Genomic DNA, 22,514 nt, shown 5'->3' on the forward strand with positions numbered 1-22,514 from the left:
CTCCGGCCGCCCATGGCCTCCGAGATTCCAGGAAAGAGGCCCCCACCTGCCTCGCCGGGCGTCGGAGTGGGAGTCGTGGGGTTTAGGAAGTCTTCCGCTCAGAACTCGTAACGCAACCCCGAAGAAAACTGAAAGGTATTGGCACTGCTGCCGGTGTCCTTGAACAAACGCCCGCCTTCGAACACCAGAAACGTATTGTCCAGCACTTGAAAATCTATCCCGGCCAGCCAGCTGATGCTGAAACTGCTGTCCGGATAATCGCCCTCGATATCCCGGAACTGGGCGTTGTAACCCTCTTCACGGTTGGCCAGCGTGGCGTCGCCCTTGATGTGGGTGAACCCGGCCTGGGCATAGACGTTGGCGTAGCTGGTGACTGGATAGTGCAGGCCCATGTACCAGCTGGCAAAGTAATCCACCGCCAACGTCAGATCTCCCCGGGACACTTCCGCATCGCTGAATCCGCCGCCAAGGCGGATTTCAGCGTGAATCAGATCGTTCAGATGGCCGCCAATGACCACAGAGCCCGCCTGACCCCAGCCATCTTCCTTGGTGCGGTCGCCGATGGAGCGATGCTCAAGGGCGGTAACCAGAAGCCCGACGTAGTGCTTGTCAGAGCGGGGAGTTTCCTGAGCCTGGCTGGCCAGAGGCGCCAGGCAAAGAGTGATCAGGCTGGTGGTGAGAAAACGTGATGCGACCTTGTTCATTATTATTCGGCGTCCTGTCAGTAACGGTGCTGACGTCAGATTCTGCCTTGTGTAACGCTTTGTTACGCAGACACCGGTCACACTTCCCCGTCTCGGTCGGGATGGTTTACAAGTCGTCCAGGCAACCCGCCTCACGGGCCAGCAGGAGCAGGGCATACACGCCATTCTCCGGCAACTGGGGCTCCAGGCCTTCGTCAAACATCAGCTGGCGACGTTGATCTTCGATGGTGTCGCTGTCGAGGCCGCTGATCAGGTCGGCAATCGGCGCTATTTCGAACGGGGCATCCTGCTGCACCGCGCTGAAAATCAGATCGACCAGAATCTCATCCGGGTCCATGCCATCTACGTACACGGTCTGGTCCGGCAGATCTTCGTGCAGTTCCCGGACCAGCTCAAGTACCGGCACTCCCTGTTCTTCCAGGTACAGCAGGTCGATGTCTCCTAAGTCGCCGTCTTCGGGCAGCCAGGCATCATCCGGTGCAATCACCACGGACTTCATTTGGCCATCCGCCAGGGACCAGGCAATGGCCGTGGGAAACAGAACGTCGTCGGTCTGACAGTATTCGATGTCCAGAAAACGGGGTATCGACACAGTGAACTCCGGGTTGGATCGATGGGTGAGTATAGGGACAATCCGTCGCCCTGTAGGAGCGGCAGCGGCTTCATGCCATACTGTATCAGCCATTATCATGCAATCAGGAAGATCATGGAACACACTGAATTTAATAATGACTTGATTCAATTTCTGAACGCTTCACCAACGCCGTGGCATGCGGTGAAAACCATGAAGGCCCGTCTCGATGCTGACGGGTTTCAGCCGCTGGACGAGCGCGAAGACTGGGTTCTTGAGCCGGGCAAAGGCTATTACGCGATTCGTAATGGCTCATCCATTGTCGCCTTCCGCACCGGCACCAAAGACGTGGTGACCTCCGGCATCCGTATGGTCGGTGCCCATACAGACAGCCCCTGCCTGAAAGTGAAGCCGAATCCGGAACTGCGCCGCAAGGGCTTTTTCCAGTTGGGTGTCGAAGTCTACGGTGGCGTGCTGCAGAACCCCTGGTTCGACCGGGATCTGTCACTGGCCGGTCGGGTTACCGTGCTCGATGATGCCGGTAAGGTTCAGGATACTCTGATTAACTTCCGCAAGCCGGTGGCAATTATTCCGAGCCTGGCGATTCACCTGGACCGCGAAGCCAACAGCAACCGCACGGTGAATGCCCAGACCGACCTGCCGCCGGTGGTCATGCAGGTGCCAGAAACCGATACTACGGCCTTCAGCGATTTGTTGCGCGAGCAGATTGCCAGTGAATGCGGCCTTAAAATCCGCAAGGTGCTAGGCTACGAACTCAGTTTTTATGACGCCCAGGGCGCATCATTTGTCGGCCTGCGGGAAGACTTCCTAGCCTCTGCGCGCCTCGATAACCTGCTAAGCTGTTTCATCGGCCTGCAGTCACTGCTGCAAACCTCCGGTGACGAGGCCGCACTGCTGGTATGCAACGACCACGAAGAAGTCGGCAGCATGTCAGCCGAAGGTGCCCAGGGCCCCTTCCTTGCAACGGTGCTCGAGCGTTGGTGTGGTGCCGGCAAGGGCAGGGCGATTGCTCATTCCATGATGATTTCCGCCGACAACGCTCACGGCGTGCATCCGAATTTCATGGACAAACACGATGAGAATCACGGCCCGATTCTGAACCAGGGCCCGGTCATCAAGGTCAACCACAATCAGCGCTACGCCACCAACAGCCGCTCGGCCGCTCTGTACCGTCATATCAGTGATGAGCTGGGCTTGCCTCACCAGACCTTCGTGGTGCGCAGCGACATGGGTTGTGGCAGCACGATAGGCCCCTTGACCGCTGGCAACCTGGGCGTGACCACGCTGGATATCGGCGTGCCGCAGTTTGCCATGCACTCTATTCGTGAGTTGGTGGGTGCGGCAGATGGCTTCACTCTGTACCAGGTGCTGAAGGAGTTTATGCAGCGGGCAGAAGTGTTCTGAAACAGACAATAAAAAACCGCTGATTGAGAACAATCAGCGGTTTTTCGAAATAAGTGGCTCCCCGACCTGGGCTCGAACCAGGGACAAACGGATTAACAGTCCGTTGCTCTACCAACTGAGCTATCGGGGAACAGCATCAATGTGCCGCGCATATTAAGTGCTTTGATTTGGTTCGTCAACCCCCTGAAATGAAAGGTCAAAATTTGCACAGAAGCAGTCATCACCCGTATCGGCCTCCAGTCTGGTTGCGCAACGGACACGTTCAGTCCGTCTGGCCAACCCTGTTCCGCAACGTGCCCATGCCCGCACCCCAGACCGACATCATCGCCACCCCCGATGACGACGAGCTGCACCTGGACTGGTATCGCCAGGGCAGCGACCGCCTGGCCATCATCTCCCACGGCCTCGAAGGCCACAGCCGCCGGCCCTACGTACTCGGCCTGGCAAGGGCGCTGATGGCCGACGGCTGGGACGTCCTGGCCTGGAACTTCCGTTCCTGTGGCGGCGTGATGAACCACCAGCCTAGGTTCTACCACAGCGGCGCCACCGAAGATCTGCACACCGTGGTTAGCCACGCCCTGGGCGCCAGCTACACCAACGTCTTTCTGTCTGGCTTCAGCATGGGTGGCAACCTCACGCTGCTGTATCTGGCCCAGCAAAGTGAACGGATTGACAGCCGAATCAGCGGCGCCGTCACCTACTCCGTCCCGGCCGACCTCGCTGGCAGCGCCGACATGCTGGCGCTGCCCAGCCGCAAGATCTACATGCAGCGATTTCTTCGAGACCTGCACGGCAAAATGCAGCAAAAAGCCGAACGCTTCCCGGGTCTGATCGACGTCGACGGCTTCGAAAACATCCGCACCTTCCACCAGTTCGACGACCGCTACACCGCCCCCTTGCACGGCTTCAAAGATGCCCAGGACTACTGGGCCAGCTGCTCGGCACTGTTCCGATTAAAAGACATCCGGGTACCGGCCCTGATGGTCAACGCCGCCGACGACCCGTTCCTGTCCCCGCAGTGTTTTCCGGAATCCCGGAAGACTCTTGGGGCTTATGTGAAGGTGGAAATGCCGAAGTGGGGAGGGCACGTGGGATTTGTCGAACATGCCAAAGATGGCTATTACTGGTCAGAGCGAAGGGCGCTAGACTTTGTAAGAACCATTTATTAAATAAATGGTTGGAGCAGTAACTTGACTCCAGTTCTAAAGTTTGGGTTGAGGGAGTCCGGAGGCTTTTTCCTGGAATCTCGGAGGCCATGGATGGCCGGAGCGAAGCGCACAGGGATGTGCTCGTAGCGTTTCCAGGAAAGAGCCTCCGGACTCACTCAACTTGCACCAAACAAACAAAACTCTAAAAACTAAGCGCCAGAAAGAAGAGGCTTCAACCGATCCCAAAGGTTGTCCAGCAACACAGGCTGAGCCTGCTCGGTCGGATGAATGCCGTCGTCCTGCATCATCCCGTTCTGGTTGTAGATCCCCTCCAGAAAAAAGGGAACCAGAGCCGCACCGTACCGGTCTGAAAGAGTTGGAAAGATATCCGCAAACATCTGCGTGTAACGCTGACCATAATTTGGCGGAATCTGCATACCCACAATCAGCGGTGTAGCACCGTTTTCCAGAATCAGCTCGATCATCTGCGCCAGATTCGCCTCGATCACCTCAGGCGGAAACCCTCGCAGGCCATCATTACCCCCCAACTCAATGATCACCACATCGGGCTGATTTTTCTCCAGCAAATCCGGCAGGCGCCGCAAACCGCCATCGGTCGTTTCCCCACTGATACTGGCATTCACCACCTGCCACTCCAGGCCGCGGCCTTCCAGCCGGTCACGGAGCAACTGCACCCAAGCGGTCTCGGAGGGCACTCCGTAGGCAGCGCTCAGGCTGTCACCAACCACCAACAGTGTGTTTTGAGCGGCCAATGCCGGCCAGGCCAGCAGCGTGAATACCAGGAATGCGATTGATCTGACGTACACCGATACCGTATGCATAGTAAATTCGTATACCCTTTACAGATTCGATAAACCAAAGAACCAGACAACGGAGCGACCGTGAATCAGATGACGGATCTCAGCACTAGCGACACCAGTCCGATGTTACGGGTGACCGATCTTGCCCACCGGGTCAGCCTGGAAACAGATACGTTGACGATCTTGCAGGGGGTCAGTCTGGAAATCAATCGGGGAGAATCCGTAGCCATCGTCGGCCGCTCGGGATCTGGCAAAACCACACTGCTCGGTTTATTGGCCGGACTGGACACCCCCACCGAGGGAACCGTGGCTTTAGACGGCGCCGAAATCAGCAGCCTCAGTGAAGACGAACGAGCCAAGCTGCGGGCAAGCCGGGTAGGTTTCGTGTTTCAGTCCTTTCAGTTACTGCCGGCACTCAGTGCCCTTGAGAACGTCATGCTGCCACTGGAGCTGGCGGGCATCGATGCACCGGAAGTCCGGGCCAAAGAGCTATTGGTGCGAGTGGGGCTGGGTGAGCGCCTGAACCATACTCCCCGTCAGCTATCCGGTGGCGAGCAGCAGCGGGTCGCCATCGCCCGGGCGTTCGCCTCCGACCCAGTGGTGCTGTTCGCCGACGAGCCGACCGGCAATCTCGATAACCGGACCGGGCAAGACGTCTCGGATTTGCTAATGGCACTGAACCGCGAGCAGGGCACCACGTTGGTCATGGTCACTCATGATGAACAACTGGCTGCCCGGTGTGGCCGACAGCTGCATATCGAAGCCGGAATTCTGACGGAGCCAGAATCGGCCCGGGAGCGGGCACACTGATGGCAGCCAAACAAAAACTGATGTCGGTGCGCCGGGACTGGCGCGAGCGTGATGTGCGAGTGGTTCTGGTCGCCCTGGTCATTGCCGTGGCCACCGTGGCGACCATCGGTCTGTTTGCCAGTCAGCTTCAGCGCACGCTGGTGTCTTCTGCCAGCTCCTTCCTGGCGGCGGACCGCCAGCTGGAGTCCGAAAATGGACGACCGGTACCGCCAGGCTGGCTTGAAGAAGCTCGTGACCGTGGTCTCGAAACCGGCCAGATGATCGAATTCTCGACCATGGTTTTCGGCGAAACAGGGTTCCAGCTGGTGTCGGTAAAAGCCGTCAGCGATGAATACCCGCTTCGGGGCGAGATTGAAATCCAGCCAGGCGCGGATGAATCTCGATCTATCGTTGATGCGGGCCCGGGCCGGGGTGAAATCTGGATTAACCCACGTTTGCTTCGTCTGTTGGAGCTTGAGGTCGGCGATAGCCTGGAAGTGGGTAATCTGGAGCTGACGATCACCAACCTGCTGATCCGGGAGCCCGATGGCGGGTTCCGGCTGTCATCATTGGCGCCTCGGGTGATGATTCACGTCGATGACGTGGTGGGTACCGGTGTGATTCAGGAGGGCAGCCGTGTTGAGTATATCTACCTGTTTGCTGGTACCGAGAACCTGTTGGATGACTATTACCAATGGCTTCAGCCCCAGTTGGAGCCGAGCCATGAGTGGGAGGGTGTGCGCGATGGCGAAACCTTCTCCCGCTCGCTGGAGCGAGCCGAGCGCTTTCTGCTGTTGGGTGGCAGCCTGGCGGTGTTGTTGGCAGCAGTCGCAGTGGCCGTCGCCAGTCGTCAGTATGCGTTGTCTCAACGCGACACCGTGGCGCTACTGAAAACCCTGGGGCTTCCCAGCAAGGGTATTGGCCGTCTCTACCTGCGCCGACTTGCCCTGTGGGGGCTAGTGGGTGTGCTGGGTGGCCTGCTGGTGGCGCTGCCATTGTTCTGGGTTCTGGTGCGGCTGTTGAGTGACGTCCTGGAGCAACCGGTGGACTTCTATCTGGATCCCTCGGCCTTGGTGCCAGCTCTACTGACCGCACTGGTGTCGCTGTTCGCCTTTGCCTACCCGCCCATTCGCCGGCTGCGTCACGTTGCTGCCATGCGGGTGCTGCGGTCTCAGCCCGGAGAAACCGGCAGGGAGGCGATACCGGATATGGTCATCGCCATTGTGGCGGTGTTTGGTCTGGTCTGGATGTATGCCGGCGAGATCTCGCTGGTGATTTCCCTGTTGGGTGGCCTGGCGCTGTTGCTGGTGGCACTGGCCTTGCTCGGAGGCCTGATGGTGGCAGCTCTGCGCCAGGTCCGTGGCGGCGGCAACGCGTGGCGTCTGGCGCTGGTGGGACTGTATCGGCACCGGCGGGCCAGTATGGCGCAGATGGCGGTATTTGCGATGACGCTGATGCTGGCGGCAACGCTGATACTGGTTCGTACCTCCTTGCTCGACGACTGGCAGGCACAGTTGCCTGACAATGCGCCCAATCACTTCCTGATCAATATCGCACCAGACGCTGTCGATGACGTTGAAGCCTTCTGGGCTGACCGTGATGCCCCGCTGGATACCGTCTATCCGATGGTACGCGGACGCCTGACCGAGCTGAATGATCAGCCGGTTAAAGAAGCCGTCAGCAAAGATGAGCGGGTCGGAGCTCTGAACCGTGAGCTCAACCTGACCTGGATGGCCGCACTTCCTGAAGACAACGAAATTGTGGCCGGTTCCTGGTTTACGCCCGGAGAAACCGAAGGGGTCTCTGTTGAAGCTGAGTTGGCGGAACAGTTGGGGTTGGTGCTCGGTGACCGGTTGACCTTCACCATCGGCTCGGAAACGGTGACAGAGGCAATAACCAGCATACGGACGGTTCAGTGGGACAGCATGCGTCCCAACTTTTACATGGCGTTTCCGCCCGGAGGTGGGCTGACGGACATGCCGGGTACCTGGATCACCAGTTTCCACCTGGATCAGTCCAACAAGGTGGCGCTCAATGAGTTTTCACGCCGGTTCCCGACGGTGTCGGTACTGGAAATTGATCACATCATCGAACGTATCCAACAGATTGTCCGGCAGGTGACCCAGGCCATCGAGGCTATCCTGGCGCTGATTCTGGCGGCGGCGCTGGTGGTCATGGCGGCGGTTGTCAGTGCCACCCTCAGGGATCGGCAGCGTGAGGGTGCATTGCTCAGAACCCTGGGTGGTCAGCAATCCCTGTTGGCGCGTAGCACCATGCTGGAGTTCGCGCTTCTGGGCTTCTTCGCCGGTGTGCTGGGGGTTCTGGCTGCCGAGGCAGCGGTCTATGCCCTGCAGGTCAGAATGTTTGAAGGTGGCTTCAGTTGGCACTGGCAGGTCATGCTGCCGATACCAGTAATCAGCGCGGTGCTGTTGGCGTTGTTCGGGCGCTGGCAATTACGCCCAGTGCTGAGTGTGTCACCCATGCTTTTGCTGCGACGACTCGAGTAAAGGGTCAGCGATAGTTCGCGAGAATGGCATCCAGTTCGCCGTTCTCGCGAATCACCTCCAGTTCACGGTTGAAGGCTTCTGCGAAGTCAGCCCAGTCAGGCCGGACCATAACCCGGAACCCGTATTGGCTGATGCCGTTGTCTGAGGTGCGGATATTGTCTTTCAGGCCTTCGGATTTGAGAATCCACTGACCCACAAGGCGATCGGCCAGAGCAGCGTCGAAGCGCTCACCGTGGAGCAGAAACCGGAACATGTCGCGATCGCGCGGCACATCAAACCGGGTGATACGGCGGTCCTCGAAGTAGGGTTCCAGGTCAGGGTAGAGGTACCCCAAATGAGTCACCACGGTTTTGCCAAACAGATCGCTGGGGTACTGGTATTCCAGTTGTGAGTTGCTGGCAAAGAAGAACACTTCTTCCACGTTGACAACCGGGTCGGTGAACAGGAATTTTTCAGGTTCTTCAGTCCACTCGATCGCTCGCGGCGTTCCATCCAGGTAGCCGTCTTCGAGCATTTGATCGACTCGCTTTCTCGGAATTTTTTGGGCCTCCAGGGTATAACCCAGGCGAGGAACGATCGTCGCAACCACATCCCACATGATGCCCGAAGGCTCATGACCGTCGACAATCAGGTAGGGGGGATAACCGTTTGGGGACACATTAAATCGAAAGATTTCCGACCGATCGTCGGAACTATAGGAAGGCAATGAAAAAACGGCACCAGCAATCAGTCCGATAAGGGCTTTGTTGGGAAGCAGTGATGTTCGGGAAAACAGATGTCTCATTGCAAGGAACTCAGGTTGAAACAGGTATGCTTTGTTTATCTGTCTTACTTGCGTGGCCAATTCCGTGCCAGAGCCATTGTCAGATAGTAACGTTTTCCCTTTTTATTTCAATCATTGTGAATCTGACCTTAGGCTAACCGGCTAAATTCGCGGGTTAGCCTAAGTGTACTGTTGATCAGGCCCAGGCTTTGCGAAGCACAGTGCGCGCGTCTTCCAGAGTTACTTCTCTTGGATTGAACATGATCGAGCCATCGTCCAGAGCCATTTCGGCAATAGCGTCAAGCTGGCTTTCCAGAACCTTGCCGGTCTCCTTCAGAGTCCGCGGTAATTCGCAGCGCTTGTAGAGTGCGTCGCGAAGCTTGCGGATGGCGGAAATACTCGCTTCGGCACGGCGTGCCGCCGGCGTGGCCGAATAAACTTCCGGGCCTTCCAGGTAAAGCAGCAGCTCACCCAGGGGCTCGCGAATGCTTTCCAGATTGAACTCCAGCACGTAGGGCAGGTACAGGCTCATACAGAGGCCGTGGGGCAGGTGGCAGATGGCGCCAGTGGCGTGTCCCAGGGAGTGAACAAGGCCTACCATGGAGTTGGAGAACGCAATGCCCGCCATAGTGGAAGCCTGAGCCAGTTCCAATCGGCCATCTTCGTCTTTCGGGTTGTCCATCACCTGTAGCAGTGAGTGGCTGACTTTCTTGATCGCTGCGGTGGCGTAGGCGTCGCTCAGCGGATTCTTGGCCATGCAGGTAAAGGCTTCGGTGGCATGGGTCATCGCATCCATAGCCGTGGCAGCCGTGATATGGGGCGGCAGAGTCAAGGTCATGCGTGGATCGATAATGGCGGCGTTCGGCAGCAGGAAAGACGAACTGAATGGCAGTTTGACGCCTTTTTTCTCATCACTGATGATGGCAACCGAAGTCACTTCAGAGCCCGTGCCGGCCGTGGTCGGGACCACGAAGAAGGGTTTGAGGGGGTGCTTCAATATGCCGGCACCGCTGTACTTGGCGATGTCATCGCCGCCTTCAGAGACCAGAATGTTGACGGCCTTGCCGGTATCGATGGCCGAACCGCCACCGACCGCGATAATGGAATCGCATTTTTCTTTGCGATAGACCTTGGCGATGTCACGGACCACGGTGGTGGAAGAATCCGGGGGCACGTCATCATAAATGGCCACAATCTCCAGCCCACTCTCTTCGCAGGCAGCAATCACCGGGTCCAGAAGGCCGGCAGCGCGCACGCCTTTGTCGGTCACAATCATGGGCCGTTTGGCAGCCAGCCCGGTCAGTTCATAAGGGATGTGTTCCAGGGCAGCTTTGCCGGCAATCACTTTTACCGGGCAGAAGAACTCGTAATATTTGTTAGTCATTATGCTCTCACTGTCTCGACAAGATTGGTGGCAACTTTCAGGTAAATTCGGGCCGCGCTCATCAGCTTCTCAGGCAGATGCAGATTGGCCGGGTATTCTTTTACCGCTCTCTGGGCAACCAGTTTCGGCAGAATGAAAGACTCCAGCCGGTTTAGCACCCGGGTCATTCTGACCGCCAGGCTGACATCGCCATCTACCAGCATTCGATCGTTGGCAAACGCGACCGAGGTTTTCTCCTGGAACGACAGCACCAGAAACGCATGGGTCAGATGTTTGAACTGAATAGACAGATCCACAGGGCGGGGCGCGCTGTCGCCGTGGTAATACAGCAGCCCGTCGCCGGTGTGCTCCACGATCAGTGCCGGGCCGTTAGGCATAACCTGCATTTCGAACAGGAAGCCCTCAGGCAGGGCCCGGGTTTCATTACGGGTTTTTTCATCTACTTCGCTGATTGCCTGCAGTGCCCGGCCCATTACCTGGAACATCAGTCCCACATAACTCCGCCTGGCATGGGAAATCATCGGTTGAAGTCGCTTTACGAGCATGATCGCCATCCGATTGTTGTTTGTTCAGGTGATTTTTAGAGTTATTGCTCTAAAAGTCAATGCAATCAGTGACAGGCTTTCGGTGTCAGTGCGGCAAATCGGGTAATCCAAAAAAAAACCGGGAGCCTCAAGCCCCCGGTTTCTCTGGCGATCCTCACGGTTTACCGGGCGAGTTCGGCCAGTTTGCGTTTCGCCTCTTCACCCACGTCGCCGCCGGCTTCCGCCGCGGTGGAATAGTATTTCACTGCGTCGTTACGACGACCCTGGCGGCTGGCAATATCACCCAGGCGCAGAAAAGCGATCGATGTTGGCACGACCTGATTTGCGCGCTCCAGGTGGCCACGGGATTTGTCCAGATTGTTCAACGCCAGGGCATTCAACCCGTTGTAAAGCTGGTACTCAAACATTTCCGGGTACAGCGAAACGGCTTTGTCGAAATCTGCCTGCGCTTTCTCCGTTTCATTCTGTTTTTTGAAGATGCGGCCACGCAGCGCATAGAACTTGGCCTCACCCGACTCTTGCCGGATCGCCTTGTTGATGGAATCCAGAGCGCCGCTCATGTCGCCCTTGGACGCCAATTTCATCGCCTCGTCGTGGGCATCGTAGGCCGGCTGAAGTTCCTTGATCATGGCAATGCGGCGCTGGTAAATGTCACGGCCACGGAATCCGCCTGCACCAATCTGACTAACCAGTGCCTGGTTTTCCTGAACCCGTTTAGCGGATGGCGGGTGCGTGGCAAACATGTTGTCCAGCCAGCTACTGTCACGTCCCTGGGATAGCTCCAGGAACAACTCCTGAAGCTCTACCGCAGCCTGGGGATCATAGCCCGCCGCTTTCATGTAGCGAATACCATAGGCGTCCGATTCCAGCTCATCCCCCTGGCTGTATTGGGCCAGTGCCAGCTGAGCGCCTACGGCAGCGCCACCCATGATCAGTCCGGCCCATTCGTTGTCAGAAAGGGCAAGGCCAAGACCGGCAACACCGGCGGTAATCAGCATGCCTTGCTGCATACGCTGAACGCTGTGGCGGGCGGCCGCATGAACAATCTCGTGGCCGAGAACAGACGCCAGTTGGGCTTCGTCGTCGAATTTCACCAACAAGCCCCGGTTAACAGCGATTTTACCGCCCGGCAGTGCCCAGGCATTGGGAGCGCTGGCGTTGAGCACTACGAACTCATAGGGCAGGTCGGGGCGATCACTGACCCGGGCCATTTTCATGCCCACCTCACGCACATACACCGTCAGCTCCGGGTCGAGGTAGAATCGGCCACCCTGAGTTTGCTGGGTCGGGGTGTATTGTTCGGCCCCAAGCGCCAATTCCTGGCTTTCGGAAATCAGCGACAACTGTTTCTTGCCAGTGACGGGATTTACAGCGCAACCGGTGATGATTAAAAACATCACGGCAAGTGCCATCAGTCTAGAAAAGTGTCGGGGGTTCACAGCTGACTCCTTTGGGCGTTCGGATCCGTTGAAGCGCAAGCGTAGGCTTGGAATGCCCATTATATAGCACACTACGCCGATAGTTTCGGTGTCGGGCCCTTGCAGTGATGGCCCGACCCGACGCCTTCGCGTATCATAATACGGCTTTGTTTTCGCACTTTCTCTGTTTGCACAAGCGGACTGATTCGCGAGCCTGCCTGTCCAATACCCCTACATCTGCAACCTTGCAGGCGATGACTTTGAGATGCCTATGCTCCGGGCCTGCGCTCCGGTAAGGTTTTGTTTTGAAGAAGCGTTTCCGGGCAAGCAGAGCGCAGCAATCACCACGAAAAACTGATTTGCAGGACCCTCTTGGATGAATGATGAAACCCGAATTGACCGGGTTAACCGGTTTGTGAGCACGCTGAACCAGGCCCGCGAACTCGGCCTGTCCGCAAAGGAAGCGGGTGAGGGCTATCTGATTATGGAATTGCCGTATAGCGACAAGATCATCGGCAACCCCGATACCGGTGTAATTCACGGTGGTGCCATCACTACGTTAATGGATACTGCCTCCGGATCCGTCATGATCTGCGCATTGGAAGACTTCGAACTGTGCCCGACACTGGATCTCCGGGTTGATTACATGCGTCCGGCTGAGCCCCGAAAGCCGGTCTTCGCCCGTGCGGAAACTTATAAGGTTACTCGAAATATTATTTTTACCCGGTGCGAGGCCTACCAGGAAGGCGGCGAAACCATCGCCAACTGCGTGGGCACATTTATGCGGATCGGCAAGGATGCCAGCCCGAAACACTACCGTGACCTGATTACCGGAGGTGAAGAATGACCGACCCGGAAATCCTCAAGCACACCCAGAAAACCGGCGACTTCTCCCGCATGATGGAAAGCATTCCCTACGCCACCTGGATAGGCTTGCAGTGCGACCGCTTCGGCGACGACCTGATTTTCCGCCTACCCAAAAAAGAGCAGAACCTGGGCAACCCGATACTGCCGGCTATCCACGGCGGCGTGATCGGCGGCTTCATGGAAATGTCCGCTGCCATCTACCTGATCATGTCCCAGGACACCCTGCGCATGCCCAGAATCATCGACTTCTCTCTTGATTACCTGCGCGCGGGTCTCAACCTCGAAACCTACGCCGAATGCCACCTGACTCGTCAGGGCAACCGCGTAGCCAACGTCATGATCACCGCCTGGCAAAAATCCCGCTCCCAGCCCATCGCTACCGCAAGAGCGCACTTCTTGTTAGAAGACTGATTTTACGGGCCCAAGGTCTTGAAAATCGAATACCCGCCCCCAACTTTTGTTGAAACCAATTCCATTGTTCGGAGACGGGGTGGGGGCGGCTTTCCAAAACCTTGCAAAGTCGTTCCCACTCCCGTCTGGCACCAAACGTAACCAGTAGGAGAACGAAAAGCCATGACGGTAGAAACCAACAAAGAGACCCTGGGATTCCAGACCGAAGTGAAGCAGCTGCTTCACCTGATGATCCACTCTCTGTACTCCAACAAGGAAATCTTCCTTCGTGAGCTGATTTCCAACGCCTCAGACGCCGAAGACAAACTGCGCTTCGCCGCCCTGAAAGACGATGGCCTGTTTGAGGGCGACTCCGAACTCAAAATCCGCCTGGATTACGACAAAGACGCTGGCACCATCACCCTCAGTGACAACGGCATCGGCATGACCCGCGACGATGTTATCTCCAATCTGGGCACCATCGCCCGCTCCGGTACCGCTGAATTTCTCAAGCAGCTGTCGGGTGATGAAAAGAAAGACAGCAAGCTGATCGGCCAATTCGGGGTTGGCTTTTACTCCGCCTTTATTGTGGCCGACAAAGTCGACGTGTTTACCCGCCGTGCCGGCGCCCCGGCCGAAGAAGGCGTGCACTGGGAGTCCAAAGGCGATGGCGAGTTCACCATTGAACAAGTGAACCGTGAACGCCGTGGCACCGAAATTGTCATTCACCTGAAATCGGACGCTCAGGAATTCGCCGACGGCTGGAAGCTGCGCAGCCTGGTCAAGAAATACTCTGATCACATCTCCTTCCCGGTGGTCATGAAGGCCGAAGGCGAAGAAGACGGCCAGAAGGGCGAATACGAAACCATCAACGATGCCACCGCCCTATGGACACTGCCGCGTACCGAGATCAAAGACGAAGAATACAAAGAGTTCTACAAGCACATCGCCCACGACTTTGAAGACCCGCTGACCTGGTCCCACAACAAGGTCGAAGGCAAACTGGATTACACCAGCCTGCTGTACCTGCCCAAGCGTGCACCGTTTGATATGTACAACCGGGAAGCGCCCCGCGGCCTGAAACTATACGTGCAGCGCGTGTTCATCATGGACGACGCCGAACAGTTTCTGCCGTTGTACCTGCGCTTCACCAAAGGTGTGATTGATTCCAACGATCTGTCGCTGAACGTTTCCCGTGAGATTCTGCAGAACGACAGCACCGTTGAAAGCATCCGTACCGCGGTGACCAAGCGGGTACTGGACATGATGTCCAAGCTGGCCAAGAAGAGCCCGGACGAGTACCAGGGGTTCTGGGATGAATTCGGCACCGTGCTCAAAGAAGGCCCGGCCGAGGACTTCGGCAACCGGGAGAAGATCGCTGGCCTGCTGCGCTTTGCCTCTACCCACACTGGCGAGGCCACCCAGAACGTTTCTCTGGATGACTACATTGCCCGGATGAAAGAAGGCCAGAGCAAGATCTACTACGTCACCGCCGATAACTTCATGGCCGCCAAGAGCAGCCCGCACCTGGAGGTGTTCCGCAAGAAGGGCATCGAGGTACTGATTCTGTCGGACCGCATCGACGAGTGGATGATGGGTTACCTAAACGAGTACGACAGCAAGCAGTTCCAGGACGTTGCCCGCGGTGATCTGGACCTGGGCGAAGTGGAAACTGAAGAAGACAAGAAACACCAGGAAGAAGCCGCCAAAGAACACAAGGGCTTGACTGAGCGGATTCAGAAAGCACTGGAAGACCAGGTTCAGGAAGTTCGGGTGACCAACCGCCTGACCGACTCACCGGCCTGCCTGGTGACCGGACAGTTTGATATGGGCGCCCAGATGAAAAAGATCATGGAAGCCGCCGGCCAGAAAGTGCCGGACAGCAAGCCGATCTTTGAAATCAATGTGGATCACCCTCTGGTGCAGCGCCTGGAGCAGGAATCCAAAGACGAGCGCTTCAGTGAGCTGTCGGCGGTGTTGTTCGACCAGGCCACCCTGGCCAGCGGCGAACAACTCAAAGATCCTGGCGCTTACGTTAGCCGTTTGAATCGTCTGTTGCTGGAGCTGGCTAACTAAGCCGGCCGCACCGTATGCAGCAGATCATTGTGGACATCAGTATCAGCCCTGACGAGTGGATCAAGCTTTATCAGGGCGTGGCGACCGATGTGCGCACCACGGCCCGGGACGGACGCTCCGTCCGCTTCCCGGGTCGTATCCTTTCCCGCTTTTACCTGCAAAATGGCATTCAGGGCAGCTTTCGGATCCTGTTTGACGACCAGGGCAAGTTCATTTCCATCGAGCGGCTTTGATCACGCACTCCAGGGGAATACGACCCCGTCTATCGATTGTTAAAAGCTTTCAAAAGCTTATCTTTAATTAATTGTTTCTTGGGTGCGCCTGCGCGCTAAAGTTATCACGTTCTGATGGCCTTCCAGTCACAGTAAAAAGCCTATAGGTGTTCACTATCTCGACGGTAGGAAACATTCAAGCAGGCAATTCTGAATGTTCTATTCTTAGTGAAACCGCATCAAGAAAATAGAGATTTGCCAATGACGCAGAAACAGGAGAATACGATGTCTGATAATAATACTGGTGGTAAGTGCCCGGTAATGCATGGATCGAACACAGCCGAAAAGAGTGATGTGATGAACTGGTGGCCAGAGTCACTTAACCTGGACATCCTGCATCAGCACGACAACAAAACCAATCCAATGGGCGAAGAATTCGACTATCGCGAAGAAGTCAAAAAACTAGACTTTGAAGCGCTCGAAAAAGACATGCATGAGCTGATGACCAACAGCCAGGAATGGTGGCCTGCCGATTGGGGTCATTACGGCGGCCTGATGATTCGTCTGGCCTGGCACGCAGCCGGTACCTACCGCCTGGCCGACGGCCGTGGCGGCGCTGGTACCGGCAGTCAGCGTTTTGCCCCGCTGAACTCCTGGCCAGATAACGGCAACCTGGACAAGGCGCGCCGTCTGTTGTGGCCGCTCAAGAAAAAGTACGGCAATAAGGTCAGCTGGGGTGACCTGTTCATCCTCGCCGGAAACGTTGCCTATGAATCCTTTGGCCTCAAAACCTTCGGCTTCTCTTATGGTCGTGAAGACATCTGGCATCCAGAGAAAGATATTTACTGGGGTGCTGAAAAAGAGTGGCTGGCGCCATCCGATAGCCGCTACGAAGACGTCGATAAGCCCGACACCATGGAGAACCCGCTTGCTGCTGTGCAAATGGGCCTGATCTATGTGAACCCTGAGGGTGTGAACGGTCAGCCCGATCCTCAGAAAACGGCCGAGCAGGTTCGCGTGACCTTCGCCCGTATGGCGATGGATGACGAAGAGACCGCAGCCCTGACTGCTGGTGGTCACACCGTTGGTAAGGCTCACGGTAACGGTGATGCGCAAACACTGGGAGCGGAGCCAGAAGGTGCCGATGTTCACGAACAAGGGTTTGGCTGGGTCAATCCGAATCTGGACGGTAAAGCGACCAATGCTATTACTTCGGGTATTGAAGGCGCCTGGACCACCAACCCGACCAAGTTTGACATGGGGTACTTTGACCTGTTGTTCGGCTACGAGTGGCAACTGACTAAGAGCCCGGCGGGGGCAAACCAGTGGGAACCCGTGGATATCAAAGAAGAACATATGCCGGTTGATTCTACCGACCCCTCGGTCCGCCGTATGCCAATGATGACCGATGCGGACATGGCGATGAAGGTAGACCCGAAGTACCGTGCGATCTGTGAGAAATTCATGGCAGACCCCGAATACTTCAATGACTGTTTTGCTCGTGCCTGGTTCAAGCTGACTCACCGTGACATGGGGCCGAAATCACGTTACATCGGCCCGGGCGTGCCGGCTGAAGATTTGATCTGGCAGGACCCGGTTCCGCAAGGTGAGACCAATTACATTGAAGAGTCGGTGAAAGAGAAGATCGCCGAAAGCGGTCTCAGCATCAGTGAACTGGTCTCAACCGCTTGGGACAGTGCACGCACTTACCGAGGCTCAGATATGCGTGGCGGTGCCAACGGTGCCCGTATCCGTCTGGCGCCTCAGAAAGACTGGGAAGGCAACGAGCCTGCCCGTCTGGCCAAGGTGTTGAACGTGTACCAGCAGATCTCGGCTGATACCGGAGCCAGCATCGCAGACGTCATCGTGCTGGGTGGTAACCTGGGTGTCGAGAAAGCGGCGAAAGCAGCCGGTTATAACGTGCATGTGCCTTTCCAGAAAGGCCGTGGCGACGCAACGGACGAGATGACCGATGCAGCATCTTTCGAGCCGATGGAGCCGCTGTCTGATGGCTTCCGCAATTGGCAGAAGAAAGAGTACGTGGTCAAGCCGGAGGAGATGCTCCTGGACCGCGCCCAGCTGATGGGCCTGACCGCGCCGGAAATGACGGTGCTGATGGGCGGCATGCGGGTGCTCGGTACCAACTATGGCGATAGCAAGCACGGTGTGTTCACAGACCGCGTTGGCCAACTGACCAACGACTTCTTTGTGAATCTGACCGACATGACGAATGGCTGGGAGCCAACCGGTAAAAACTCCTACAACATCGTGGATCGCAGGACCGGCAACACCAAGTTCACTGCGACCCGTGTTGATCTGGTGTTCGGTTCAAATTCTGTCCTCCGGTCTTACGCGGAAGTATATGCGCAGGACGACAACCAGGAGAAGTTCGTGAAGGACTTCGTCTCCGCCTGGGCCAAGGTCATGGACGCTGACCGTTTTGATGTGAAGAAGTAAGCTAGCCGTACCCGGCCGGGCACTCCCGTAGGGGAGTGTCCGGCTATCAACTTCCCACCAAATTCCTTACAATCCGCTCCGCCTGATTTTTGATCAGCTGCATTGTGCTTTTTCTTTCAGCTTCTGGAGCCTTCATGCGAATCATCCTTGCCCCGATGGAAGGGCTGGTCGACGCACCCATCCGCGAAACTCTTACCCGTGTCGGTGGTATTGACCGGTGTGTAACCGAATTCATTCGCGTGACCCACGGCATGTTGCCGCCCCGGATTTTCTACAAATACGCGCCCGAGTTGCACAGCCAGGCACTCACCCAGGTGGGTACACCCGTCGCTGTCCAGCTGTTGGGATCCAATCCTGAGATGATGGGGCGCCACGGTGCCCAGGCTGCAGAATTGGGGGCCACCCAGGTTGATATCAATTTCGGCTGCCCGGCCAAAACCGTCAACAAGCACAAGGGCGGGTGCGTTCTGATGCGCGAGCCGGAGCTGATGTACGCGATTGCCGCCGCCGTGCGCAAAGCCGTCCCCCCGGAGGTTCCGGTCACCGCCAAAATGCGTCTGGGATACGATGATCGCTCCATGGGTGTCGCCTGTGCCCAGGCCTTGGAAGCCGCGGGCGCCTCGGAAATCGTGATCCACGCGCGCAGCAAGGTGGACGGCTACAAACCGCCAGCGTACTGGGAAGAAATCGCGAAAGTACGGGAAGCGGTCACAAGCCACGTGATCGCCAACGGCGAAATCTGGACCGTTGCCGACTACTGGCGTTGCCGGGAGGTGTCCGGTTGTGACGACGTGATGATCGGCCGGGGCCTGATCGCTCGCCCGGATCTGGCGGCGCGGATCAAAGCGTCCCAGCGCGGTGAAAACTTTGAGCCCATGACCTGGGCCGAGGCGGTAGCGTTGGTGCGCGAATACGCCGCTGCCCTGCAAACCCGGCTGGAAGACAAATTCGTCACCGGCCGCATCAAGCAATGGCTCAACTACCTGCGCCAGGGCTTTGCCGAGGCTGAAGCCCTGTGGCCCCAGGCCCGCAAAATTCGTGAGGTGGCGCCCATGCTGGCCTGCCTCGATCAGCCGGTATCAGCCGGCGACAGTCGCGCGGCCTGAGGTCAGTTGTCGTTTTCCATCTCTGATGAATAACGGCCAGAGCGGGCCAGGCCATTGAGTCTGGCCCGTTTTTTAAGGGCCGCCTGCGTGCTTTGTGCATTGGCCAGCTTGCCTGCCCAGGCCTTTTGCGCGGGCTCCTGAAGTGCCCGGCCATAGGAGAAACTCAGCTCCCAGGGGTGATAGCCCATGTTGTTCAGGGCGTTCAGGTTTTCTGTGGATTCTTCCGGCGTTTGACCGCCCGACAAAAAGACAATGCCTGGCACCGCCGCCGGCACCACGCGGCGGAACACGCTCAGGGTGGCTTCCGCAACCTGTTCTGGCGTGGCTTTACCGGCGTCTTTGCCCGGTGTCACCATGCTGGGTTTCAGTATCATCAACTCCAGATTCACCCGGTGACGGTGCAGCGCCTTGAACACCTCAAGCAGCACGTCTTCACTGACCTCCGCCGCGCGCTCGAGGCTGTGATTGCCGTCAATCAGCACCTCCGGCTCAACAATCGGCACAATGCCCATGGCCTGACAGACCGCCGCGTAGCGGGCCAGCACCTCGGCGTTGGATTTGATCGCTTGAAACGAGGGCAGGGTGTCAGAAATGTGGAACACGTCCCGCCACTTGGCAAATCGAGCTCCCAGTGACTTGTAGTGCTCCAGCCGCGACTCGAGGCCATCCAGTCCGTAGGTGATCTCATCGCCCGGCGAGTTCACCAGCGGCCCTTTGCCGGCGTCTACCTTGATGCCCGGCACAATGCCTTGGCGCGCCAGCAGTTTGGGGATGGCAATGTCATCCAGGCTTAACTGTTCCAGGGTTTCTTCATACAGAATCACGCCGCTGATGTGGTCACCCAGATCCGGCGTTGAAAAAATCAGGCTACGGTACTCACGGCGGGTGCCTTCGGTTGATTCCACACCCACCGCTTTGAAGCGTTTGGCAATGGTGGGGGCGCTTTCGTCGGCGGCAAGTATGCCTTTGTCCGGTTGTACCAGGTCTGCGATGGTTGCCGTCAGCTCTTCCTGAATGCTCATGATGCCTCCTTGGGTCGGGTTGGGTTGGCCGTTCTTTGGTTGCTGAAAACAGTTTAGACGGTAAATCCATCGTCGTTATTTGATCTGGGCTAAGGCAGGATCAGTCTGCGACTTCTAAACTTGACGCATAACAAAATAAAAAGGGAGCCAGCCATGAAAACTGTTGTCAGTGTCAGCCAGGGATCGTCCGAATACGACTACGAGCTGGAAACCGAGTTTCTCGGTCAATCATTCCGTGTCGTCCGGGTAGGGACCGATGACAACCTCGATCGTGCCGAAGCCATTCTGGACTCCATCCGAGAGCAGGCCGATGCCATCGGTCTGAGCATGATCCACGACCATTACCAGGTAGGGCGGGAGCAGCTTGAGCATCCGGACACCGCTCGCCTGCAAGGCTGCGTGCCTGACAAGCCCGTCACCACCGGTGCCGGCCTGCGGGGCATTCTGCAGGAATGGGCGGTGCGCCACACCCAAACCGAGCTGGGCCATTTTTTCGATAACGCCCGGGTGATGTTCCTGAACGGTCAGGCGGGTTTTCGTATCGCCAAGGCGCTCTCTGAGCACACCGACAACCTGTTCTTTGCCGACCCCTACCTGGATTTTGGTGTGCCGCGCCTGCTGACCTCCATCAACCAACTGGAAGCCTACACCAGACTTACCGCACCGGTGATGTTCAGCCCAAGAGCGGTCAAGGTGATCGAAAGACTGCACCGCACGCCCTTGTACCGGATGGGCGAGAAAATGATCAGCGGCTCCCTGCATGAGTCGGTCAAAGACTGCCACGTTATCGTCGGTTCCATAGGTGACCTGGAAGTGTTTTCCGAAAAAGAGCTGGACGGCAAAACCGTCATTACCTCTCGGGTCACCGAGTCGGCCCTGGACTGGTTTCGCTCCCGCCGCGTGGCTATGGTGGTGGACTACAGCCCCTGGCTGGAAGGACGGCCGGTAGGCGTGAACGTGATGGAGGCGATGATCAGTGCTGCGCTGTCGCGCACGCCAGAACAGCTGGGTGCCGATGATTTTCTGGACGTTATCGAGCAGCTGGGCGTCGAACCGCGCATTCTGTACCCCAACGGCTACCGCCGGATAAATCGCTTTGCCTTTGTGATTCACCCGTTGTCACAGCAATACCTGACCAAAACGCCGCCGCTGGACTGGGTGGCCAATGTCTCACCCCCGGTGGTGATGAATCTGATCGAAAAAGCGATCGCCTACACGCCGCCCTTTGTTTACTCCAAGGTCAGCGGCATCAAGTCGCCCAGCGGTGACGAGGTCGAAGGCTGGCTGATCACGGTCGGTGGCACTCCGAAAGAAATCATGGCGCACGATCCTGAATTCACCTACAGCCGACTGCTGGCGGCGGCGAAACTGGCCAAGAAAATGGGCGCCCAGATCATGGGCCTGGGCGCTTTCACCAAGGTGGTGGGCGACGCCGGCATTACCGTGGCCAAACGGGCTCCACTGCCAATTACCACCGGCAACAGCTACAGCGCCTCGGGCGCACTCTGGGCCGCGCACGACGCCGCCCGGGAGATTGGCCGGGTGAGTATTGGTAAAAGCGGAAAGATGGCTGGCAAGGCCATGATCGTCGGCGCCACCGGCGCCATCGGCTCGGTGTGCGCCCGGTTACTGGCCAAAGCGGTCGATGAAATTTACATGGTCGCGCCGGAGGCCGCCAAGCTGCTGTCGCTGAAAGAAAGTATCGAGCTGGAAACGCCCGGAGCAATCGTGCACGTGGCCGCCACCACCGACCGGGATTTGTCAGAAATGGACATGGTCGTCACCGCCACCTCCGGCGCTGGCAAGCGCATTCTGGACATCATGAAGGTCAAACCCGGCTGCGTGATCACCGACGTAGCCCGGCCGCTGGATATTCCCGCGGAAGACGTCGCCAAACGCCCGGACGTACTGGTGATTGAATCCGGTGAAATCCAGCTGCCCGGCCAGGTAAAAATGAAAGACATCGGCCTGCCCAAGGGCATTGCTTACGCCTGCCTGGCAGAAACCATCGTGCTGGCGCTGGAAGCCCGCTTCGAGAACTTTACGCTGGGCCGCAATATCGAGTGGGAAAAGGTCAGGGAGATCTACAAACTGGGCCTGAAGCACGGAATGAAACTGGCGGCGGTATCCGGCGTCAATGGTGTGTTCACCGAAGAAGACTTCGAGCGGGTGCGGGTATTGGCCGCCAAAGCTGAGGCGCCTGCCGACAAGGGTTTGGCCTGATAAGACATCTTGGCGCGGCGGTTTGGCCTGTTAACAACTAACCGCCCTGCACTCGGGGCCCGTACGCTGGAAGGTGTAAATCCGTC

Annotated in this window: 19 protein-coding genes and 1 tRNA gene; 11 read left to right on the top strand and 9 right to left on the bottom strand. The window is 57.4% G+C overall.

Annotation, left to right across the window (positions count from 1 at the left end):
• Positions 1 to 98: 98 nt before the first annotated feature.
• Positions 99 to 704, bottom strand: coding sequence for an outer membrane beta-barrel protein (locus C7H08_RS04495; RefSeq protein ID WP_106670576.1), 606 nt, complete (start codon positions 702 to 704; stop codon positions 99 to 101).
• 106 nt (positions 705 to 810) lie between these two features.
• On the bottom strand, positions 811 to 1,296 hold the full coding sequence (locus tag C7H08_RS04500) for a hypothetical protein (RefSeq protein WP_106670577.1): 486 nt from the start codon (positions 1,294 to 1,296) through the stop codon (positions 811 to 813).
• A gap of 114 nt (positions 1,297 to 1,410) precedes the next feature.
• On the opposite strand from C7H08_RS04500, the gene C7H08_RS04505 reads away from it, so the two are divergent.
• A complete protein-coding gene (locus tag C7H08_RS04505) occupies positions 1,411 to 2,700 on the top strand; it encodes a M18 family aminopeptidase (RefSeq protein ID WP_106670578.1) in 1,290 nt (429 codons plus the stop codon).
• A gap of 54 nt (positions 2,701 to 2,754) precedes the next feature.
• On the opposite strand, the gene C7H08_RS04510 is transcribed toward C7H08_RS04505, so the two are convergent.
• A tRNA-Asn gene (locus C7H08_RS04510) sits at positions 2,755 to 2,830 on the bottom strand.
• A gap of 73 nt (positions 2,831 to 2,903) precedes the next feature.
• Between C7H08_RS04510 and C7H08_RS04515 the strand changes: the two genes are divergently transcribed.
• A complete protein-coding gene (locus C7H08_RS04515) occupies positions 2,904 to 3,869 on the top strand; it encodes a YheT family hydrolase (RefSeq protein WP_227663371.1) in 966 nt (321 codons plus the stop codon).
• Between the two features lie 188 nt (positions 3,870 to 4,057).
• Here C7H08_RS04515 and C7H08_RS04520 read toward each other — a convergent pair whose 3' ends face one another.
• Entirely contained in the window at positions 4,058 to 4,690 is a 633-nt protein-coding gene (locus C7H08_RS04520; RefSeq protein WP_106670580.1) for an arylesterase, read from the bottom strand.
• A 69-nt stretch (positions 4,691 to 4,759) separates the two neighbouring features.
• Between C7H08_RS04520 and C7H08_RS04525 the strand changes: the two genes are divergently transcribed.
• Together C7H08_RS04525 and C7H08_RS04530 are read left to right on the top strand one after the other, a co-directional pair.
• Complete coding sequence (locus tag C7H08_RS04525; protein WP_106670713.1) at positions 4,760 to 5,479, top strand: ABC transporter ATP-binding protein; 720 nt, start codon at positions 4,760 to 4,762, stop codon at positions 5,477 to 5,479.
• The gene (locus tag C7H08_RS04530) at positions 5,479 to 7,965 is read left to right on the top strand and encodes an ABC transporter permease (protein ID WP_106670581.1); all 2,487 of its coding nucleotides are present in this window, start codon (positions 5,479 to 5,481) and stop codon (positions 7,963 to 7,965) included. Before C7H08_RS04525 ends, C7H08_RS04530 begins: the two co-directional genes overlap by 1 nt.
• Positions 7,966 to 7,969: 4 nt before the next feature.
• On the opposite strand, the gene C7H08_RS04535 is transcribed toward C7H08_RS04530, so the two are convergent.
• The 4 genes from C7H08_RS04535 to C7H08_RS04550 all read right to left on the bottom strand — a co-directional run bounded on the left by C7H08_RS04535 (position 7,970) and on the right by C7H08_RS04550 (position 12,069).
• Positions 7,970 to 8,623 carry a substrate-binding periplasmic protein gene (locus tag C7H08_RS04535; RefSeq protein WP_243411410.1) on the bottom strand — a complete coding sequence of 218 codons (654 nt, stop codon included), beginning with the start codon at positions 8,621 to 8,623 and terminating at the stop codon, positions 7,970 to 7,972.
• A gap of 301 nt (positions 8,624 to 8,924) precedes the next feature.
• Positions 8,925 to 10,112 (bottom strand): iron-containing alcohol dehydrogenase, encoded by a 1,188-nt coding sequence (locus tag C7H08_RS04540; RefSeq protein WP_106670583.1) that lies wholly within the window; start codon positions 10,110 to 10,112, stop codon positions 8,925 to 8,927.
• Positions 10,112 to 10,657 carry a hypothetical protein gene (locus tag C7H08_RS04545; protein WP_106670714.1) on the bottom strand — a complete coding sequence of 182 codons (546 nt, stop codon included), beginning with the start codon at positions 10,655 to 10,657 and terminating at the stop codon, positions 10,112 to 10,114. Before C7H08_RS04545 ends, C7H08_RS04540 begins: the two co-directional genes overlap by 1 nt.
• Before the next feature lie 161 nt (positions 10,658 to 10,818).
• A complete protein-coding gene (locus C7H08_RS04550) occupies positions 10,819 to 12,069 on the bottom strand; it encodes a M48 family metalloprotease (protein ID WP_106670584.1) in 1,251 nt (416 codons plus the stop codon).
• Positions 12,070 to 12,451: 382 nt separating this feature from the next.
• Between C7H08_RS04550 and C7H08_RS04555 the strand changes: the two genes are divergently transcribed.
• From C7H08_RS04555 to C7H08_RS04580, 6 genes are all read left to right on the top strand, one after another.
• Complete coding sequence (locus tag C7H08_RS04555; RefSeq protein WP_106670585.1) at positions 12,452 to 12,922, top strand: PaaI family thioesterase; 471 nt, start codon at positions 12,452 to 12,454, stop codon at positions 12,920 to 12,922.
• On the top strand, positions 12,919 to 13,353 hold the full coding sequence (locus tag C7H08_RS04560) for a PaaI family thioesterase (RefSeq protein WP_106670586.1): 435 nt from the start codon (positions 12,919 to 12,921) through the stop codon (positions 13,351 to 13,353). Before C7H08_RS04555 ends, C7H08_RS04560 begins: the two co-directional genes overlap by 4 nt.
• Before the next feature lie 162 nt (positions 13,354 to 13,515).
• Positions 13,516 to 15,408 carry a molecular chaperone HtpG gene (gene htpG, locus C7H08_RS04565; RefSeq protein ID WP_106670587.1) on the top strand — a complete coding sequence of 631 codons (1,893 nt, stop codon included), beginning with the start codon at positions 13,516 to 13,518 and terminating at the stop codon, positions 15,406 to 15,408.
• Between the two features lie 14 nt (positions 15,409 to 15,422).
• Positions 15,423 to 15,641 (top strand): DUF2835 domain-containing protein, encoded by a 219-nt coding sequence (locus tag C7H08_RS04570; protein WP_106670588.1) that lies wholly within the window; start codon positions 15,423 to 15,425, stop codon positions 15,639 to 15,641.
• A gap of 264 nt (positions 15,642 to 15,905) precedes the next feature.
• Positions 15,906 to 18,077, top strand: a complete 2,172-nt coding sequence (gene katG, locus C7H08_RS04575; protein WP_106670589.1) for a catalase/peroxidase HPI — start codon at positions 15,906 to 15,908, stop codon at positions 18,075 to 18,077.
• Between the two features lie 134 nt (positions 18,078 to 18,211).
• Positions 18,212 to 19,183 (top strand): tRNA dihydrouridine synthase, encoded by a 972-nt coding sequence (locus C7H08_RS04580; RefSeq protein ID WP_106670590.1) that lies wholly within the window; start codon positions 18,212 to 18,214, stop codon positions 19,181 to 19,183.
• 2 nt (positions 19,184 to 19,185) lie between these two features.
• Here the strand turns inward: C7H08_RS04580 and C7H08_RS04585 are convergent, their stop codons facing one another.
• On the bottom strand, positions 19,186 to 20,205 hold the full coding sequence (locus C7H08_RS04585) for a class I fructose-bisphosphate aldolase (protein ID WP_106670591.1): 1,020 nt from the start codon (positions 20,203 to 20,205) through the stop codon (positions 19,186 to 19,188).
• Positions 20,206 to 20,358: 153 nt separating this feature from the next.
• On the opposite strand from C7H08_RS04585, the gene C7H08_RS04590 reads away from it, so the two are divergent.
• Complete coding sequence (locus C7H08_RS04590; RefSeq protein WP_106670592.1) at positions 20,359 to 22,428, top strand: dehydrogenase; 2,070 nt, start codon at positions 20,359 to 20,361, stop codon at positions 22,426 to 22,428.
• Positions 22,429 to 22,514: the final 86 nt, after the last annotated feature.

It is taken from the genome of Marinobacter halophilus (assembly GCF_003007685.1).
Taxonomy (GTDB): Bacteria; Pseudomonadota; Gammaproteobacteria; order Pseudomonadales; family Oleiphilaceae; genus Marinobacter; species Marinobacter halophilus.

Coding starts and splice junctions, on each gene's coding strand:
- C7H08_RS04495 (WP_106670576.1), bottom strand. CDS start 704: ATGAACAAGGTCGCATCACGTTTTCTCACCACCAGCCTGATCACTCTT.
- C7H08_RS04505 (WP_106670578.1), top strand. CDS start 1,411: ATGGAACACACTGAATTTAATAATGACTTGATTCAATTTCTGAACGCT.
- C7H08_RS04520 (WP_106670580.1), bottom strand. CDS start 4,690: ATGCATACGGTATCGGTGTACGTCAGATCAATCGCATTCCTGGTATTC.
- C7H08_RS04525 (WP_106670713.1), top strand. CDS start 4,760: ATGACGGATCTCAGCACTAGCGACACCAGTCCGATGTTACGGGTGACC.
- C7H08_RS04530 (WP_106670581.1), top strand. CDS start 5,479: ATGGCAGCCAAACAAAAACTGATGTCGGTGCGCCGGGACTGGCGCGAG.
- C7H08_RS04540 (WP_106670583.1), bottom strand. CDS start 10,112: ATGACTAACAAATATTACGAGTTCTTCTGCCCGGTAAAAGTGATTGCC.
- C7H08_RS04545 (WP_106670714.1), bottom strand. CDS start 10,657: ATGCTCGTAAAGCGACTTCAACCGATGATTTCCCATGCCAGGCGGAGT.
- C7H08_RS04550 (WP_106670584.1), bottom strand. CDS start 12,069: ATGGCACTTGCCGTGATGTTTTTAATCATCACCGGTTGCGCTGTAAAT.
- C7H08_RS04555 (WP_106670585.1), top strand. CDS start 12,452: ATGAATGATGAAACCCGAATTGACCGGGTTAACCGGTTTGTGAGCACG.
- C7H08_RS04560 (WP_106670586.1), top strand. CDS start 12,919: ATGACCGACCCGGAAATCCTCAAGCACACCCAGAAAACCGGCGACTTC.
- htpG (WP_106670587.1), top strand. CDS start 13,516: ATGACGGTAGAAACCAACAAAGAGACCCTGGGATTCCAGACCGAAGTG.
- C7H08_RS04570 (WP_106670588.1), top strand. CDS start 15,423: ATGCAGCAGATCATTGTGGACATCAGTATCAGCCCTGACGAGTGGATC.
- katG (WP_106670589.1), top strand. CDS start 15,906: ATGTCTGATAATAATACTGGTGGTAAGTGCCCGGTAATGCATGGATCG.
- C7H08_RS04580 (WP_106670590.1), top strand. CDS start 18,212: ATGCGAATCATCCTTGCCCCGATGGAAGGGCTGGTCGACGCACCCATC.
- C7H08_RS04585 (WP_106670591.1), bottom strand. CDS start 20,205: ATGAGCATTCAGGAAGAGCTGACGGCAACCATCGCAGACCTGGTACAA.
- C7H08_RS04590 (WP_106670592.1), top strand. CDS start 20,359: ATGAAAACTGTTGTCAGTGTCAGCCAGGGATCGTCCGAATACGACTAC.